Here is a 14,132-nt window from a genome sequence, read left to right as displayed (position 1 = left end):
GGCGCTTTCCACTTCAGGCCACCATCGTGTGGGTGCCGCGAACCGCTGACCGCGCGGCCGTTGCCCCGAACGGGTCAGCGGGCCGGCCAGGGGTTCCCGGCGGTGAGCCGGGCCGTGAACCCCGTGGGGTCGCGGTGGAGCGTGACCTGGCTGCAGACCTGGTGCGTGATCCACAGGCCGCGGCCGCCGACCTCGCGCTCGGCCGGCAGCAGGCCGGCGAACGGGTCGCCGGGGCCGTCGCCGGCGTCGTGCACGGTCACCACCATGCACGCCGGATCGGCCCAGATCCGCAGGGTGACCGGCGGGCGGCCGTGGCGCAGGGCGTTGTCGGCGATCTCGCTGACCGCGAGGACGAGGTCGTCGATCTCCGCGGCGGGCAGCTCGGTCTTGTTCACGGCCAGCACCGCCTGCCGCGCCTCGCGGGGCTGCGGGTCGGCGAGCTCGACCAGCGGCGGGGTGCGCTGGATCGGGTAAAGCACCATCGGCCGCGGACCGGCCAGGAAGGCGAGCGGGTCGACGTAGCCGTCGTTCGCGCGGCGCCCGCCGGGGGTGGCGACGAACGGGTGGGTGCGGGCGACGTCGTCGAGCACGTGGCGCGGGGTCGTGCGGGTGTCGTAGGCGCAGATGCTGCGCAGCGGGAACTCGTCGTAGGCGTGGTTGACCGCGGACTCGTAGCGCGCCCACCAGTCCCAGGACGTGTCGATCGCGGCGCGCGGGATCTCGCCGAAGATGCGGATGCCCGCCGCCCCGCCGGCGACGAACCCGGCCATCAGCTCGCGGTAGGACCGGATCGCCGCGGCGGGCCGCGCGTAGAGCTCGCCGGTCGCCAGGAAGTGCGTGCCCGAGTCCGCGGGGAGCGCCGCGCGCAGCAGCTCGGCGCGGTCCGGCTCCAGCGAGACGACGGTCGGCTCGCCCGCGGCGATGCCGCCGGTCAGGAACGGCACGCCGACGGCGAGCAGTTCGTCGTCCGACGCGTAGTGGACGGCGGCGTGGTCGTAACCCCTGGCGGCGGTTCCGGTGCTCACCACGCCGCCTCCACCCGGACGCTGGACAGGTCCAGCAGCTCCAGCAGGCGGGCGGGACCGGCCAGGCGCGTCCGCAGGGTGACCGTGGTGTCGCGCCGGTCGGCGTAGGCGGCCACGGCGAGCAGGCCGCGGTGGTCGATGAAGGTCAGGCCGGCGGCGTCGATCGCGATCGTCCCCCCCCGGCGGCCCGCAGGTCGGCGCGCTCCAGCGCCAGCGGCCACAACCGCCGGGCCGCCGGGTCGACGTCGCCGGCCAGCGCGGCGCTGCTCTCGGGCCGGCCGTGGCCGTGCAGGTGGAACGGGGTCGCGCCCGCGTGGGCGGCGGGGTGCAGGCAGGCGAGCTGGGCCACGACGTCCTCGCCCAGCTCCTCGAGGTCGTAACCGCACAGCGCCGACATCGGGTTGGCGGCCATGAAGTGGTCGACGCGGTGCTCGTAGCGGGCGAAGGCGTCCAGCTGGGCCGGGGTGCGCACCAGCGACGTCACGTCGGCGGCGACCCGCAGCCCGGTGTACCCGGCGGCCAGCGCCTCGGCCGTCGCCGCGGCGTAGCGCTCGACCTGGGTGACGGGGTCGACCGCGGTCCCCGTGCGGTAGGCCGCCTCGACCGGGACCACCTGCACCGCGCCCCGCCGGAAGGCCTCGTCGAGCCGCGCGTCCACGCGCAGCTGCCCGGCCAGGGCCGTCTCGTCACCGGACGCGACGTAGAGGATCCGCTCCCCCGCGGCGACGCCGTCGGCGAGGAAGTCCCGGGCGCGCGTCACGAACTCGCCGACGTCGCGGTAGCCCCAGCACACGTGGTCGAAGGCCGCCGGAGGAGGCCCGTGGGTCGGCATCTGCACGAGACGAGCGTACGCCGCCTCGGGCGACGCGCCGGACCTTCCGCGGTTAACCGTCCCCTTACCGGGAAAGCCCGGTCCGACCACCACCCCGGACGAAAGGGAACACCCGTGTTCCGTCACACGAAGCTGCTGCAGTTCGAAGCCAAGCCCGAAAAGCCCGACCCGGTCTACGCCCACAAGCTCCAGGAGCTCATCGGCGGCGCCTTCGGCGAGATGACCGTGACGATGCAGTACCTGTTCCAGGGCTGGAACTGCCGCATCGAAGGCAAGTACAAGGACCTGATCATGGACACCGCGACCGAGGAGATCGGGCACGTCGAAATGCTGGCCACGATGGTCGCGCGGCTGCTCGAAGGCGCCCCCTCGACCGTCACCGCCGAAGCCGTCAAGGACCCGGTGATGGCCGCGATGATCGGCGGCATGGACGTCCAGCAGGCCATCGTCGCCGGCGGCGGCGCCCTGCCCGCCGACAGCAACGGCACCCCGTGGAACGGCAAGTACATCATCGCCTCGGGCAACCTCCTGGCCGACTTCCGCGCCAACGTCGCCGCCGAAGCGCAGGGCCGGCTGCAGACCGCCCGGCTCTACAACATGACCGATGACCCCGGCGTCAAGGCGATGCTGCAGTTCAACCTCGCCCGCGACACCGTGCACCAGAAGCAGTGGCTGGCCGCGATCGAGGAGCTCAAGGCCGACGGCCTCGAGGACGAGATCGCCCCCAACGCGCTGCTCGACGAGGAGGACCAGACCCACAACCACACCATCTGGCACCTCTCCGACGGGCCCGACGGCGCCAAGGGCTCCAGCTGGACCACCGACGCCGGCATCGAGTACCTGATGGAACCCGAGCCCCTCGGCGGCCCGGGCACCGCACCCAAACCCGACCCCGCGCTCTACAGCACGTACGCGCCGCTGCAGGACGCGAAGGGCACCGTCAAGGGGAAGGCGAAGGCCGCCAAGAAGAAGCTGAGCTGACCCGGGGCCCGGGACCGCCGCGCGCGACGGCGGTCCCGGGCCGGGCGGCCGTCCGGGTGAGGAGAGGCACGTCACGGGTACGAGCAGCGCCGGCCGGGTATCCGGGCGGAGTTCATTCGCGCACTGTGGAGGCCCTGTGCAGCCTTGGCCCGGTACCCCCTACCCGCTCGGCGCCGACTACGACGGCGTCGGCACCAACTTCGCGCTCTTCTCGGAGGTCGCCGACCGCGTCGACCTCTGCCTGTTCGCCCCGGACGGAACCGAGACCCGGGTCCGGCTGCCGGAGGTCGACGGCTTCGTCCACCACGGCTACCTGACCGGGATCGGTCCGGGCCAGGAGTACGGCTACCGGATCCACGGACCGCACGACCCGGCGCGCGGCCTGCGGTGCAACCCCGCCAAGCTGCTGCTCGACCCGTACGCCAAGGCCGTCACCGGCCGCGTCGACTGGGACGAGTCCGTGTTCGGCTACCGCTTCGACCGCCCCGGCGAGCGCAACGACGACGACTCCGCGGCGCACACCGTCCGCGCGGTCGTCGTCAACCCGTACTTCGACTGGGCCAACGACCGGCCGCCGAAGGTGCCCTACAACGAGACGGTGGTCTACGAAGCCCACGTCCGCGGGCTGACCAAGCTCCACCCGGACATCCCCGAGGAGCTGCGGGGCACCTACTCCGGGCTGGCGCACCCGGTGATGGTCGAGTACCTCAAGTCCCTCGGCGTCACGGCCGTCGAGCTGATGCCGGTCCACCACTTCCTGCACGACCACGCCCTCACCGAGCGCGGCCTCGCGAACTACTGGGGCTACAACACGATCGCCTACTTCGCGCCGCACAACGAGTACGCCGCCTCGATCATGCCCGCCACGCCGGGCAGCGAGGTGCACGAGTTCAAGGCGATGGTGCGGACGCTGCACGAAGCCGGCATCGAAGTCATCCTCGACGTCGTCTACAACCACACCGCCGAAGGCAACCACCTCGGGCCGACGCTGTCGATGCGCGGCATCGACAACCAGGCCTACTACCGGCTGGTCGAGAACGACCCGCAGTACTACATGGACTACACCGGCACCGGGAACTCCCTCAACGTCCGCCAGCCGCACACCCTGCAGCTGATCATGGACTCGCTGCGGTACTGGGTGACCGAGATGCACGTCGACGGCTTCCGCTTCGACCTCGCCGCCACGCTCGCCCGCGAGTTCTACGACGTCGACCGGCTGGCCACGTTCTTCGACCTGGTGCAGCAGGACCCCGTGGTGAGCCAGGTGAAGCTGATCGCGGAGCCGTGGGACGTCGGCCCGGGCGGCTACCAGGTCGGCAACTTCCCGCCGCTGTGGACGGAGTGGAACGGCGCCTACCGCGACACCGTCCGCGACTTCTGGCGCGGCGAACCGGCGACGCTGGGCGAGTTCGCCTCGCGCATCACCGGCTCGTCGGACCTCTACCAGAACGACGGCCGCCGCCCGTTCGCGTCGATCAACTTCGTCACCGCGCACGACGGCTTCACCCTCGACGACCTGGTGTCCTACAACGAGAAGCACAACGAGGCCAACGGCGAGGACGGCCGCGACGGCGCCGACGACAACCGGTCGTGGAACTGCGGCGCGGAGGGCCCGACCGAAGACGAGAAGGTCCTCGACCTGCGGGCCCGCCAGCGCCGCAACATGATCGCCACGATGCTGCTGTCGCAGGGCGTGCCGATGCTGCTGCACGGCGACGAGCTCGGCCGCACCCAGCAGGGCAACAACAACGCCTACTGCCAGGACAACGAGCTGTCGTGGGTGGACTGGTCGCTGCTGGAGCACAACCGCGAGCTGTTCGAGTTCACCTCGGCGGTGATCGGCCTCCGGCGGCAGCACCCGGTGTTCCGCCGCCGCCGGTTCTTCGCCGGCCGGCCGATCCGCCGCGGCGACGAGCTGCGCGACATCGCCTGGTTCACCCCGGGCGGCGACGAGATGACCGACCAGGACTGGGAAGCCGGCTTCGGCCGCAGCATCGTGGTCTTCCTCAACGGCACCGCGATCCCCGACCTCGACGCCCGCGGCGAGCGCGTCGTGGACGACTCGTTCCTGCTCTGCTTCAACGCCCACGAGGACGACATCACGATGACCGTCCCGGGCGGCGGGTACGGCGAGGAGTGGGCGGTGGTGCTCGACTCCACCACGGGCGAGGTGTTCCACCGGTCGGTGGGCGACGTCCTCGTGGGCGGCGTGGCGGGCGACCAGCTGACGACGCCCCGCACGGTTCCGGGCGGCGGCTCGCTGGTGGTCGGCGCGCGGTCGCTCGCCGTCCTGCTGCGGACAGCGGGCCAGGAAGGCTGAACCCGTCGTGGGTGTTCAGGGCGGTTCTCACCGCCCTGAACACCCACGACCGGGGTGACAACCGGATCCCCGCGTGTAAGCGCGAGATCCGCGGGTACGCGCGCGAGGTCCGCAATCCCGTCGGCCCCAGGTGGCGAGTCCGATGTCCGAAACGGCGACCCGCGCGACCCCGATCCCCCACCGTCCCGTGCGGCGGGGCCTGCGAGGCGCGACGCTCCTCAAAACCATCCGCACCACCGACCACAAGACGATCGGCGTGCTGTACCTGTCGACGTCGTTCGGGTTCTTCCTGAGCGGTGGCCTGACGGCGCTGCTGATGCGGGCCGAGCTGGCGCGTCCCGGCCTGCAGTTCCTCTCCCCGGAGCAGTACAACCAGCTGTTCACCATGCACGGCACGATCATGCTGCTGCTCTACGCGACGCCCAACTTGTTCGGGTTCGCGAACTTCGTCCTGCCGCTGCAGATCGGCTCGCCGGACGTGGCGTTCCCGCGCCTCAACGCGTTTTCCTACTGGCTCTACCTCTTCGGCGGCCTGATCGTGCTGTCCGGCTACCTCACCCCCGGCGGCCCGCCGGACTTCGGCTGGACCGCGTACACCCCGCTGTCCAACGCCATCCACTCCCCCGGCGTCGGCGGCGACCTGTGGATCACCGGCCTGATCGTCACCGGCCTCGGCACCATCCTCGGCGCGGTCAACATGATCACGACCATCGTCTGCCTGCGCTGCCCCGGGATGCTCATGTGGCGGATGCCGATCTTCACCTGGAACATCCTGTTCACGTCGGTGCTGATCCTGCTCGCGTTCCCGATCCTCACCGCCGCGCTCTTCGCGCTGCTGGCCGACCGGCACCTCGGCGCGCACGTGTTCGACCCCGAAAACGGCGGCGCGATCCTGTGGCAGCACCTGTTCTGGTTCTTCGGCCACCCCGAGGTGTACGTGGTCGCGTTGCCGTACTTCGGGATCGTCACCGAGATCATCCCGGTGTTCAGCCGGAAGCCGTTGTTCGGCTACAAGACGATGGTGTTCGCGACGATCGGCATCACGGCGCTGTCGGCCGCGGTCTGGGCGCACCACATGTTCGCCACCGGCGCCGTGCTGCTGCCGTTCTTCTCGATCATGACGTTCCTCATCGCCGTGCCGACCGGGATCAAGTTCTTCAACTGGATCGGCACGATGTGGCGGGGTCAGCTGACGTTCGAGTCGCCGATGCTGTGGTCGGTCGGCTTCCTCGTCACGTTCCTGCTCGGCGGGCTGACCGGGATCATCCTCGCGTCCCCGCCGCTGGACTTCCACATCCACGACACGTACTTCGTCGTCGCGCACTTCCACTACGTGCTCTTCGGCACGATCGTGTTCGCCACGTTCGCCGGCATCTACTTCTGGTTCCCCAAGATCACCGGCCGGATGCTCGACGAACGCCTGGCGAAGTGGCACTTCTGGACCACCTTCACCGGCTTCCACACGACGTTCCTCATCCAGCACTGGCTCGGCGACGCCGGCATGCCCCGCCGCTACGCCGACTACCTCTCCAGCGACGGCTTCACCTGGATGCACACCGTCTCCACGATCGGGGCGTTCCTGCTCGGCCTTTCGGTGCTGCCGTTCCTCTGGAACGTCGTCAAGAGCTACCGCTACGGCGAACCCGTCGGCGTCGACGACCCGTGGGGCTACGGCAACTCGCTCGAGTGGGCCACCACCAGCCCGCCGCCCCGGCACAACTTCCTCGACCTGCCCCGGATCCGCTCCGAGCGCCCGGCGTTCGAGCTGCACCACCCGCACATGGTCGAGCGGATGCGCGCGGAAGCCCACGTCACCAAGGGTCACCCGGAAGGCGCGGCCTCCCTGTCGGAGATCGCGGCGGGCGCCACGCAGCCCGACGAGCAGGGCGACAGCGACGACGTCCGGGGCCGCTGACGCCGGGCGCTCCCGCCGTGGCGGGTGGTCACTCCCCGGCGGGGCGCACCGAAATCGCCGGGCCGGTCCCGGTGCCCGCCACCGGGACCGCGCCGAACCAGTCCAGGCAGACGACCATCGCGTCGTCCTCCGCCTGGCCGCCGTGCCGGCGCGAAGTCAGCTCCCGCAGCACCGCGCCCGGCACGTGCGCGGCGGGCAGGTCGGCGGTCGCGGTGACCGCCTCGGCGAGTTCGCGGTCGCCGTAGCGCTCGCCGTGCGTGCCGACCGCGTTGTAGACGCCGTCGCTGACGAACACGAACCGGTCACCCTCGGCGGCCTGGAGGCTTTCCACCTCGTAGATCGTGCCGTCGAACGTGCCGAGCGGCAGCTGCTCGTCGAACAGGACCCGCTCGGCCTTCCCGTCCCGCAGCCGCCAGAGCCGGGGCGAACCGGCGTCGACGACAGCGACCGAACCGGTGGCGAGGTCGAACTCCAGCAGCAGCGCGGCCACGTGCTCGGCGCCGCGGTGGTGCGCGTAGAGCGCCTGGTCGGCGAGCTCGGCCTGCGCGTCGAGGGGGATCCCGGCGCGGCGGGCGTTGCGCAGCGCGTTGATCGCGAGGTTGGTCAGCAGGGCCGCCTCGCTGCCCTCGCCCATGCCGTTGATCAGCGTGACGGCGAGCTTGCTCGCGGACGCCGACCAGTCGAAGCAGTCGCCGTAGATGGCGTAGGCGGGCTCGAGCTGGCCGCCGAGCGCGAACTCGGCGCGGGTGCAGGCGCGGCCGGGCAGCAGCTGCCACTGCATCTCCGCGGCGAGCGTCAGCCGCGAGGAGCGCCGGGCCTGGATGTAGAGGTCGGTGTCGCGGTCGGCGACGAACAGTTCGTGGGCCACGGCTTCGGCGAACCGCTCGAGCTCGGCCCAGACGGGCGGCTCGGGTTCGGCGGGCAACGTCACGGCCAGGACGCCGAGCCGGTCCCCGCGCACGCTGACCGGGAAATACCCGGTGACGCCGTCCGCGGCCGGCTCGAACGTCGCCGCCTGCGCGACGAAGGCCGCGCCCGGCGTGGTCCCCTCGACCGGGATCGGCTCCGACGAGTAGGGCTGTTCGCCCACCTGGCACAGTTCGGTCAGCGCGTAGTCGGCCATCAGCAGTTCGACCGCCCCGGCACCGAAGTGCTCGCGCAGCGCCGCGCGCAAAGCCCTGGTCAGGTCGTGCGGCGGTACGTCACGGAGGAGACGCTCCACCGCCAGGGATCTGTCCAACGCCTGCCTCCTGCTCACGGGTCCGCGCGCGCCGGCGCGGGCAAGTCTGTCGAGTCTGCGCCGCTCCGGCGTGCCGGGTCTACGGCGATTCGCGTGAGCTGTGCTGCCGGTTCAGCATAGGGATGTCAGAGTGGACGCCGTGGATCGATCCCGCGAGCAGGCCGCCCCGGACGGCGTGGCCGCTCTCGCGCGCCTCATCGAATCGGTCCTGGAAGGCGCGCAGGACGTGTCGCCGCGGCCGCTGTCGGTGTCGCAGCTGCGCGCGGTCGTCGCGCTCGACCGCCGTGACGGGGTCAACCTGCGGGAACTGGCCGAGCAGCTCGACTCGACCCCGCCGCTGGTGAGCAGGCTGTGCGACCGGCTGGAGGCGGTGGGCTTCCTGGAACGCCTGCCCAGCGCGCGCAGCAGGCGGGAGCTGACGCTGCGGCTGTCCGACCGCGGCCGCGCGTACCTGCAGGACCTGCGGTCCCGGCGCCGGGACCGCGTCGAGACACTGCTGGCGAAGATGACACCGGCCGGCCGGGCCGCGCTCGCCGGCGGGCTGGCGGAGTACCTGGCCCTCGCGGACCGGACCCCGGATTTGCATCGCTGACACAACTGTTGTTATATGACAACAGTCAACCGGCGTACAGCAGAGCGCGCCCCGATCACTCGAGGAGGGCTCGGTGCTGGGCACGGACGACAGCCAGGTCCGCGCGGTGCTCGCGCGCGTGCTGGAGGAGGACCGGGCCGCACTGGCCGGGGACTGGGCCGGCCAGGAACCCGACGGCGGCCGGACCGGCCAAGAGCTCCGCCGCGAAGCCGCCGGTCTGCTCGACGCGCTGCGCACCGCGATCGCCGGGACGCTGCCGGTGTCCCGGATCGTCGACCAGGACCCCGCGGTGCGGGACGCGCTGACGTCGCTTTCCGAGCGCCGGGCCCGCGCGGGTGCCGAACCGCGGGCCACGGCCATGGCGATCCTCGCGCTCAAGCGCACGATGCTGGGCGCGATCGAGCGGCACACCGAGGACTCCGCGCTGCGCTACCGGGCCGCGCTGCTGGTCAACGAGCTGCTCGACAGCGCGGGCGTGCTGACCTTCGAGGTCTACGCGGCGGGCCGGGAACGGATCATCCGCGAGCAGCACAGCCAGGTGCTCGAGCTGTCCACGCCGGTCCTGCGGCTGTGGCGCCACGTCCTCGCGGTGCCCTTGATCGGCACGCTCGACAGCGCCCGGACGCAGGTCGTGATGAACAACCTCCTGGAGTCGATCCAGGCCAACGAGGCGCGGGTCGCGATCATCGACATCACCGGCGTCCCGACCGTCGACACCGCCGTGGCGCAGCACCTGCTGCAGACCGTCAGCGCCGTCCGGCTGATGGGCGCGGAGTGCGTGGTCAGCGGCATTCGCCCGTCGATCGCGCAAACCATCACGCAGCTGGGCATCGACCTCTCGCACATCGTCACCCGCGGCTCGCTCGCCGACGCGCTGGCGAGCGCGATGCAGCTCACCGGCGACACCGCCGCCCGGCCGGGCGTGACCGGGTGAACGCCGGCCTGCCCATCCTGAAACTCGGGGACATCCTGCTCGGCGGGCTGCTGAGCGACCTGGACGACAAGACCGCGCTCGCGTTCACCGACGAGCTGACCGCGCGGATCGCGGACGAGGGCATCCGCGGTGTGATCATCGACATCTCCCGGCTGGAGGTCGTCGACTCCTTCGTCGCCCGCGTGCTCATGCAGCTGGCCGGCACCGGCAGGCTGCTCGGCGCGCGGATGATCGTCGCGGGCATGCGCCCGGCCGTCGCGCTGACGCTGACCGAGCTCGGCCTGCAGCTGACCGGGGTCCGCACGGCGCTGAACGCGGAACAGGCGATGGAGCTGCTGGGCTGGCGCCGTCCCGCCGAGGCCGCCGAAGAGGCGCCCCATGCTTCCTGAGGAGCGGACGGTCCCGCCCGCCGAGCACCCCGTCCGGGTCGAGGAAGACCTCCTCGCCGCCCGGCACGCCGTGCGGGCCGCCGCCGTCTCCGCCGGGTTCTCGATCGTCGACCAGACGAAGATCGTCACCGCGGCCAGCGAGCTGGTCCGCAACGCCTACATCCACGGCGGCGGCGGCACGATGACCGTCGACGTGGTGCGGGACCCCGCCGGGCGGACCGGGCTGCGGCTGCGGGTCCGCGACGAAGGCCCGGGGATCGCCGACGTCGAGCAGGCGATGACCGACGGGTTCAGCACCGGCGCCGGACTGGGGCACGGCCTCGGTGGCACCCGCCGCCTGGTCCACGACTTCGACCTCGACACCGAGCCCGGCCGCGGCACCACCGTCACGGTCGCGCGCTGGCAGCCGTGACCGCCACCGTCGCCGAGCAGACCAGCCGCATCCGCGTCGACCACCCCAGCGCCGCGTACGCCGCCGCCCGCGTCGCCCGCGAGACCGCGCACGCGGCCGGGCTCCCGGACGTGCTGGCCGAACGCGCCGCGGTCGTGGCCGCCGAGCTCGCGGGCAACATCGACAAGCACACCACCGGCGGCTCGGTGTTCGTGCAGCGGTCGCTGACCGGGCGCGGCGTCGACTTGCTGGCCGCCGACGACGGGCCCGGCATGGCCGACCTCGACCACTGGCTGCTGGACGGCAACACGACCACCGCCACGCTCGGCACCGGCCTCGGCGCGGTGCTCCGGATGGCGACCGGGTTCCGGATCACGTCCTCGCCCGAGACCGGGACGCTCGCCGCCGCCCGGCTGCTGGCGCCCGCGCCGCCCCCGCCCGGCGGCGCGATCGGGCACTTCCGCCTGGCGCGCGAAGGCGAACAGCACTGCGGTGACGCCGTCGCGCTGGCCGACGTCACCGGCAGCCGGACCGCCGTCGTCGCCGACGGGCTCGGCCACGGGCCCGAAGCCGCCGAAGCCGCCGAAGCCGCGCTGCGCGTGTTCGCCGAGAACCCGGACCGCCCGCTGCCGCACCAGCTCACGAACATGCACCGCGCGCTCCGCACGACCCGGGGTGCCGCGGTCGCGCTGGTGCGGATCGCGCCGCGGCGGCTCGAGTTCTGCGGCGTCGGCAACGTCAGCGGCGCGAGCGTCGGGGACGGCCCGTCCCGGCTGCTGCTCAGCACCCCCGGCATCGTCGGGTTCACGCTGCCGTCGGCGCCGGTCCGGCACCTGGAGCTGGCCGACGACGACGTCGTGGTCCTGCACACCGACGGCGTCGGCACCGGGTGGCGCGTCCCCGGCCGGGCCCCGGACCTGCTGCTGCTCGCCGCGGAACTGGCCCACCGGCACCGGAACCCGCGCGACGACGCGGCCATGCTCGCCCTGCGCGCCGGCCGGGCCGGCTGATGCGCCCCGACCTGGCCCGGATCCGGGCGCGGCTGCGCACTGCCTGCGGCGAAGCCGGCGTCGACCCCGGCGACCGCGCGCGGCTGGTGCTCGCCGTGACCCTGCTCGCCGAACCCGCCCTCACCGCCGGCGAAACCGTCGACGTGGCCACGGCGGCCTCGGACCGGCGGCTGGCCGTCACCGCGCGGCTCGACCACGCGGTGAGCCAGCACAGCCGCAACGCCCTGCCCCTGCTGCCCGAAAGGGGCGACGACGAGACGCTCACCTGGCACCTCGCCGGCGGCGGGCCGGTGACGCCCGCCGACCCCGACGACGAGCGGGCGACGCGCGAGGAGATGCTCGCGCTGATCTCCCGCGCCGACACGCTCACGCAGGAGCAGCGGCAGCTCAAGCACGAGCTGGCGGAGACCAACAGCGGCGTGCTCGCGATGTACGTCGACCTCGAACAGCGCGACGAGCAGCTCCGCCGCGCGCACGCGGTCATCTTCCGCGAGCTGGAGGACGCGCTGCGCCCGCGCCCGCCCGCGGTGGCGGGCCTGGAGCTGGCCGTCCACTACTCCCCGACCGACCAGGACTCCCCCACCGGCGGCGACCTCTACGACTGGTTCGTGCTGCCCGACGGCCAGGTCCACGTGACGCTGGTCGACGCGGTCGGCCACGGCGTCACCTCGACGCGGCACGCGCTCACCGTCACCCACGCGATCCGCACGCTGGCGCTGGAGGGGCACCCGTTCCCCGACCTGATCGCGCGCGCGTCCCGCACCCTGGCCGCGATCGAGCCCGACCTGATGGCCACGGTCATCCTCGCCCGCACCGACCCGGCGACCGGCCGAACCCGCCTGGCGAACGGCGGCCACCCGGAACCCGTACTGGTCAAGGCATCCGGCCCGGCCCGCCTCCTGCCCGCCCCGGTCATCGGCCGCGGCGTCGGCTTCCCCGACCCCGGCAGCGGCCGGCTGGTCGAGGTGGACCTCGACCCGGGCGACACGCTGCTGCTCTACACCGACGGCCTGGTCGAGAGCCGCAAGGACATCGACGAAGGCCAGGTCCGGCTGCTGGCGCTGGCGGAGACCCACCGCACGCACCCGGCCGCGACGCTGCCCCGCGAGCTGGTGACCCGCATGCACGACGTGGTCCGCCACGCCGACGACACGGTGGTCCTGGTGCTGCGCCGCCTCACTGTCCATTCCGGACAGTAAGGCCACGGGCCGGACCCGCCGGCCTGCTCCGCCGCACGGAATCCGGCGCCCCCGGAGCCCGTGGCGGGCCGCCCGCGATCCCTGCCGGACGGTAGCCGGGCCGGTTCCGCCGGCCCGCCGGTCACCTCGGCCGCAGGGATTCCGGCGTCGGCACCCGGAGCCGGGCGGGCCGCGCCCCCGGAGCCCGCGGCGGACCGCCTCACAATCCCCTCCGGACCATAGCCGGGCCGGTTCCGCCGGCCCGCCGGTCACCTCGGCCGCAAGGATTCCGGCCCCCGCACTCGAAGCCCGAGCCGGCCGCCGGTCCCCGGTCACCTCGACCGCAAGGACTCCGGCACCCACACCCGAAGCCCGAGCCAGCCACCGGTCCCACGATCACCTCGACCGCAAAGACTCCGGCGTCGGCACCCGGAGCCGGGCGGCCGCGCCCCGCGATGCGGAAACCGGCCCGGCCCCCGAACCCGGCTGCGGGCTGCCGGGAGTCCACCGCCCCCGCCGTGCGAACCGGCCCGGCCGCGCCGCTACTGGGGCCCGTTGGTCAGCGAAAGGTTGAACGTGTAGCGCGAAGCCCGGTACACATGCCACCCGTACTCGACCACCCGGCCGGTGTCGTCATAAGTGGTCCGCTGCATCGTGAGTAGGGCCGCACCCGGCTCCTCGCGCAACAGCTCCGCGTCCTCCTCGGTCGCCGTCCGGGCACCGATGTTCTGCTCGGCGGCGTGCAGGCGGACCCCCGCCGAGCGCAGCAGCTGGTAGAGACCGCGCTCGCGCAGCTCGTCGTCGGTCGGGTCGATGATGCCCACCGGCAGGTAGTTGTTCATCAGGGCGAGGGGTTCGCCGTCGGTGGAGCGGATCCGCGTCAGCCGGCGCACGTGGGCCAGCCCCGGCGCTTCCAGCAGCTCGGCCACCTCCGCGCCGGCGTTCTCGACGCGGTTGGCCAGCACCGCCGACTCCGGTTTGCCGCCGAGCCCGGCGAGGTCGTCGAACAGGCTGCTCAGCCGTAGCGGCCGGGCGACCTTGGTGCGGACGACCTGCGTCCCGATCCCGCGCCGTCGCACGAGCAGCCCCTGGTTGACCAGCGTCTGGATCGCCTGGCGGACGGTCGGGCGCGACAGGCGCAGGTTCGCGGCCAGGTCCACCTCGTTGCCCAGCCGCGCCCCCGCCGGCAGCCTGCCGTCCTCGATCGCGGCGTGCAGCTGCCGCGAAACCTGGAAGTACAGCGGCTCGGGGCTGCCCGGGTCCAGCACGATCTCCCGCCCGGCATCCCAGGCCGGGGAGGTGATGTCCGGCTTGCTCATCCCCGG

At 72.8% G+C, this 14,132-nt stretch carries 13 protein-coding genes; 9 read left to right on the top strand and 4 right to left on the bottom strand.

What is annotated here, in order from left to right; all coding sequences use genetic code 11:
• Nucleotides 1-74: 74 nt before the first annotated feature.
• Entirely contained in the window at nt 75-1,025 is a 951-nt protein-coding gene (locus ACLJQM_RS44615; RefSeq protein WP_410636227.1) for an anti-sigma factor RsbA family regulatory protein, read from the bottom strand.
• 145 nt (nt 1,026-1,170) lie between these two features.
• Nucleotides 1,171-1,857 (bottom strand): MEDS domain-containing protein, encoded by a 687-nt coding sequence (locus tag ACLJQM_RS44610; RefSeq protein ID WP_410636256.1) that lies wholly within the window; start codon nt 1,855-1,857, stop codon nt 1,171-1,173.
• 114 nt (nt 1,858-1,971) lie between these two features.
• Between ACLJQM_RS44610 and ACLJQM_RS44605 the strand changes: the two genes are divergently transcribed.
• The 3 genes from ACLJQM_RS44605 (at nt 1,972) to ctaD (ending at nt 7,073) form a co-directional block, all read left to right on the top strand.
• On the top strand, nt 1,972-2,838 hold the full coding sequence (locus ACLJQM_RS44605) for a manganese catalase family protein (RefSeq protein ID WP_410636226.1): 867 nt from the start codon (nt 1,972-1,974) through the stop codon (nt 2,836-2,838).
• Nucleotides 2,839-2,974: 136 nt separating this feature from the next.
• On the top strand, nt 2,975-5,158 hold the full coding sequence (glgX, locus tag ACLJQM_RS44600; protein WP_360783697.1) for a glycogen debranching protein GlgX: 2,184 nt from the start codon (nt 2,975-2,977) through the stop codon (nt 5,156-5,158).
• Between the two features lie 142 nt (nt 5,159-5,300).
• Nucleotides 5,301-7,073, top strand: coding sequence for a cytochrome c oxidase subunit I (gene ctaD, locus ACLJQM_RS44595; RefSeq protein WP_410636225.1), 1,773 nt, complete (start codon nt 5,301-5,303; stop codon nt 7,071-7,073).
• A 28-nt stretch (nt 7,074-7,101) separates the two neighbouring features.
• Here ctaD and ACLJQM_RS44590 read toward each other — a convergent pair whose 3' ends face one another.
• Nucleotides 7,102-8,313: a PP2C family protein-serine/threonine phosphatase gene (locus tag ACLJQM_RS44590; RefSeq protein WP_410636224.1), complete on the bottom strand. Its 1,212-nt coding sequence runs from the start codon at nt 8,311-8,313 to the stop codon at nt 7,102-7,104.
• 130 nt (nt 8,314-8,443) lie between these two features.
• On the opposite strand from ACLJQM_RS44590, the gene ACLJQM_RS44585 reads away from it, so the two are divergent.
• The 6 genes from ACLJQM_RS44585 to ACLJQM_RS44560 all read left to right on the top strand — a co-directional run bounded on the left by ACLJQM_RS44585 (nt 8,444) and on the right by ACLJQM_RS44560 (nt 12,828).
• Nucleotides 8,444-8,905 carry a MarR family winged helix-turn-helix transcriptional regulator gene (locus ACLJQM_RS44585; RefSeq protein ID WP_410636223.1) on the top strand — a complete coding sequence of 154 codons (462 nt, stop codon included), beginning with the start codon at nt 8,444-8,446 and terminating at the stop codon, nt 8,903-8,905.
• A gap of 73 nt (nt 8,906-8,978) precedes the next feature.
• Nucleotides 8,979-9,839 carry an STAS domain-containing protein gene (locus ACLJQM_RS44580; protein ID WP_410636222.1) on the top strand — a complete coding sequence of 287 codons (861 nt, stop codon included), beginning with the start codon at nt 8,979-8,981 and terminating at the stop codon, nt 9,837-9,839.
• Nucleotides 9,836-10,228 (top strand): STAS domain-containing protein, encoded by a 393-nt coding sequence (locus tag ACLJQM_RS44575; RefSeq protein WP_360781287.1) that lies wholly within the window; start codon nt 9,836-9,838, stop codon nt 10,226-10,228. The genes ACLJQM_RS44580 and ACLJQM_RS44575 overlap by 4 nt, the downstream gene beginning before the upstream one ends.
• Nucleotides 10,218-10,640: an ATP-binding protein gene (locus tag ACLJQM_RS44570; protein ID WP_410636221.1), complete on the top strand. Its 423-nt coding sequence runs from the start codon at nt 10,218-10,220 to the stop codon at nt 10,638-10,640. The genes ACLJQM_RS44575 and ACLJQM_RS44570 overlap by 11 nt, the downstream gene beginning before the upstream one ends.
• Complete coding sequence (locus ACLJQM_RS44565) at nt 10,637-11,629, top strand: SpoIIE family protein phosphatase (protein ID WP_360781283.1); 993 nt, start codon at nt 10,637-10,639, stop codon at nt 11,627-11,629. The genes ACLJQM_RS44570 and ACLJQM_RS44565 overlap by 4 nt, the downstream gene beginning before the upstream one ends.
• A complete protein-coding gene (locus ACLJQM_RS44560; protein ID WP_410636220.1) occupies nt 11,629-12,828 on the top strand; it encodes a PP2C family protein-serine/threonine phosphatase in 1,200 nt (399 codons plus the stop codon). Before ACLJQM_RS44565 ends, ACLJQM_RS44560 begins: the two co-directional genes overlap by 1 nt.
• 521 nt (nt 12,829-13,349) lie before the next feature.
• On the opposite strand, the gene ACLJQM_RS44555 is transcribed toward ACLJQM_RS44560, so the two are convergent.
• Nucleotides 13,350-14,126, bottom strand: coding sequence for a GntR family transcriptional regulator (locus ACLJQM_RS44555; RefSeq protein WP_360781279.1), 777 nt, complete (start codon nt 14,124-14,126; stop codon nt 13,350-13,352).
• Nucleotides 14,127-14,132: the final 6 nt, after the last annotated feature.

The organism is Amycolatopsis sp. cmx-4-83, from assembly GCF_046548815.1.
Lineage (GTDB): Bacteria > Actinomycetota > Actinomycetes > Mycobacteriales > Pseudonocardiaceae > Amycolatopsis > Amycolatopsis pretoriensis_A.
The sequence above is the reverse complement of the archived record's forward strand: the minus strand, read 5'-3'. Positions and strand labels throughout refer to the sequence as shown.